The organism is Variovorax sp. P4_D9 (genome assembly GCF_056401695.1).
In genome coordinates, this window is sequence record NZ_JBFUIU010001056.1 from 1 (window position 1) to 2,606 (window position 2,606).

The following is a 2,606-nucleotide window of genomic DNA, read 5'->3' on the forward strand; positions in this document are numbered from 1 at the left end:
AGAGCGCACCGAGGCGGGCGCGAGCCGCTCGCCTTCGATCGCGGCTGTTGCAATCACCTCGTCGGCAAGCACGTCGGTCAAAAACTCGGCACTTGATCCGATGCCGACAGCGCTGGCCTTGCCTTCGACGATCCCCTGTTCGCGCGCAGCCGCCACTAGATGGACGCCCGCGGCCGCCGGGTCAAATGTCAAGCCTGGCCAGCCCGGTTGGTGCCAGATAAACCTCAGGGGAGCTTTTGCCATGAGCCGCATTCTATTCGTATCGGCTCAATTGTTGAGCCGATACGTCACGATTCCCGGCTCACTGACTGGGAAAGGTCGCTTCGCGGAGGAGGGCGCCGCGAACGCCTGGGATGTTCACGACGGCTTGCAGAAGGAGAGGGCGCGAATCGCCTACACAGCCCCAGGCCGCGTTTTTTCATCACCTGATCCAATCGGTCCTCAGTCTGCGAATATAGGCCCTGGATGTGCATTGCCCTCGCAAGGGCATGGCTGCGCTCGGCCGTGAGCTTGCTTCAGCAAATCCAAGAACACTGTTGAGAGGCGCGGTGGCGTTGGAGAGCGGCGCGATATGGCAACGTAGCGGACCTCGTACGTGGATTCCGGAATATCGATGCGCTTGATCGTTCGATCTCGCACGAAGCTGGCCACATAGTGATCTGGAAGAAAGCCGATGTAACGTCCAGACAGGATGAGCGTGGCCACCGCATCCTGGCTAACTACCGTTGCCTTGCGAAGGAGATTGAATCGATGAGTCGCTTCCATGTTCGGGGAGTGAAACGCGAGTCCCACGTAATCACACTCTCGCACCTGGATCTTGCTGGCCTTGAGAAAAACGGATGCTCGCGACCAGTACAAGCACATCCTCTCGCCGAACATGCAGGCTGCTGGATCGTTGAAGGCGACGAAAGGCCTTATGCGACATGCAGAAAAGATTGCTGGGTAGCGGCCGCAGCTGCGATCGCTTTCTGGCTGGTGCAGTCGACTGCATAGACTCGCGCACTCGCCTCTTGAGCGACATCGCAAACTTCTCGATCGTCAGCGGCCCGTAGACTGAAGGTTCGCCGACTGGCCGTCAGGCCCGCAGGCGGTTCGTGCACACCACCGACAGCGACCACGCCTCGCCGTTGCTCCGAACCGAGCGACGCCGATGGATGCGGCGCAGACCATGCGCGCCATACGCTCGCGCGACGCCGCTGTACGGCAATCCGATCGAGGCGACGCGGTAGCGGACATCTCGCGGGCGTGGAGCGCTACCATCCCGCCTCTTCCAACTGAAAGGCCCATATGGACCGCTTCACAGCCATGAGCGCCTTCGTGCGCGTGGTCGAAGCCGGCAGCTTCACCAAGGCTGCGGAGACCATCGACCTGCCGAAGCCGACGGTGACGCGGCTCGTGCAGGGCCTCGAGCGCGATCTGCGCGTCCGACTGCTGGACCGCACGACGCGCTCGGTGACCGTCACGGCCGAGGGCGCCGCCTACTACGAGCGCGTCGTTCGGCTGCTCGCCGAGCTGTCCGACATCGAGTCCACGGCCAAGCAGACGCTCGCAAAGCCTTCCGGCAGGCTGCACGTGGATGTCGCGACCGCGATCGCGACCGACGTGCTGATCCCCGCCCTCCCAGATTTCTATCGCGCCTATCCGGACATCGAACTTGAATTYAGCATCATCAACCGCCAGACCGACCTGGTCGCGGAGAACGTCGATTGCGTGATCCGCGCCGGCTTCGTCGACGAGCAATCGCTGGTGGCCCGGCGCATCGGCGAATTCCGCCTGACCACCTGTGCGTCGCCGAAGTATCTGTCGAGCTTCGGGACGCCCGGGACGCCCGCGGACCTGGAAGGCGGGCACCGGATGCTCGGGCTGATCTCCAACCGCACGGGCAAGCCGATTCCGTTTCGATTCATGAAGGGCGAAGACAGCATCCGGATGTCGCCGCATGCGCGCTTCTGCGTGAACGACGTCTACGCCCACCTCGCCGCCGGCATCGCCGGTATCGGAGTCCTCCAGTCGCCGGCGTTCATGCTGCCGTCGGCGCTGGCGTCGGGCCAACTGGTCCCCGTGCTGCAGGACTGGGACACCGCGACGATTCCCGTGCACGCGATCTATCGTCCCAACCGCTTCCTCGGCGCGAAGGTGCGCATCTTCATCGACTGGGCGATCGCGCTGTTCGAACGGCACCCGCACCTGAAGCTCGACTGAGAAGCTGAGAGTCTTTCGATTTTCCGCTGAAGGCAGTGCGGAGCAACGCGCAGGAAGCTCGCGAAGCAAATTGGGTCGAAAGCATCACCGAGGTGCCAAGTCGAGGGCGTAGGCACTCGCCGAGGGCGCTGAGCGCCGCTTCAGGGCACGGTTCGGCCCCTCATACCGCCTTTGGGGCCCTTTATGCGATCTTTGCGAGCGCTGCGGACGCACCTGTGCCCCAACCGATCAGTTGGGGCGCAAGGGCGGCCATTCTCAGCAGGTTATGTGCCAGCACAAACAGCCGCACCACGCACCTGACCTTGGCCATGCCGCGCACCGGCATACGCTGGAGTCCACGGTTGCGCGCCTGCGCGTTCACGCATTCGGCCGTGGCTGCACGAAGCTTGTAGATCTCGCGAGCG

Annotated in this window: 4 protein-coding genes; 1 reads left to right on the forward strand and 3 read right to left on the reverse strand. The window is 63.3% G+C overall.

Translation table 11 applies throughout. The features are described 5' to 3' along the window. Positions 1-243, reverse strand: a 243-nt coding sequence (locus AC1DY5_RS50785) for a DUF4172 domain-containing protein (protein ID WP_478121877.1), incomplete at its 3' end; no start/stop codon positions are given. Positions 244-441: 198 nt separating this feature from the next. Beyond that, positions 442-879: a LysR substrate-binding domain-containing protein gene (locus AC1DY5_RS50790; protein ID WP_478121878.1), complete on the reverse strand. Its 438-nt coding sequence runs from the start codon at positions 877-879 to the stop codon at positions 442-444. A 408-nt stretch (positions 880-1,287) separates the two neighbouring features. Here AC1DY5_RS50790 and AC1DY5_RS50795 point away from each other — a divergent pair, with 408 nt between their 5' ends. Further along, the gene (locus AC1DY5_RS50795) at positions 1,288-2,202 is read left to right on the forward strand and encodes a LysR family transcriptional regulator (protein ID WP_478121879.1); all 915 of its coding nucleotides are present in this window, start codon (positions 1,288-1,290) and stop codon (positions 2,200-2,202) included. Positions 2,203-2,383: 181 nt separating this feature from the next. On the opposite strand, the gene AC1DY5_RS50800 is transcribed toward AC1DY5_RS50795, so the two are convergent. Beyond that, positions 2,384-2,606 (reverse strand): transposase (locus AC1DY5_RS50800; RefSeq protein ID WP_478121880.1); only part of this gene is annotated, 223 nt, incomplete at its 5' end.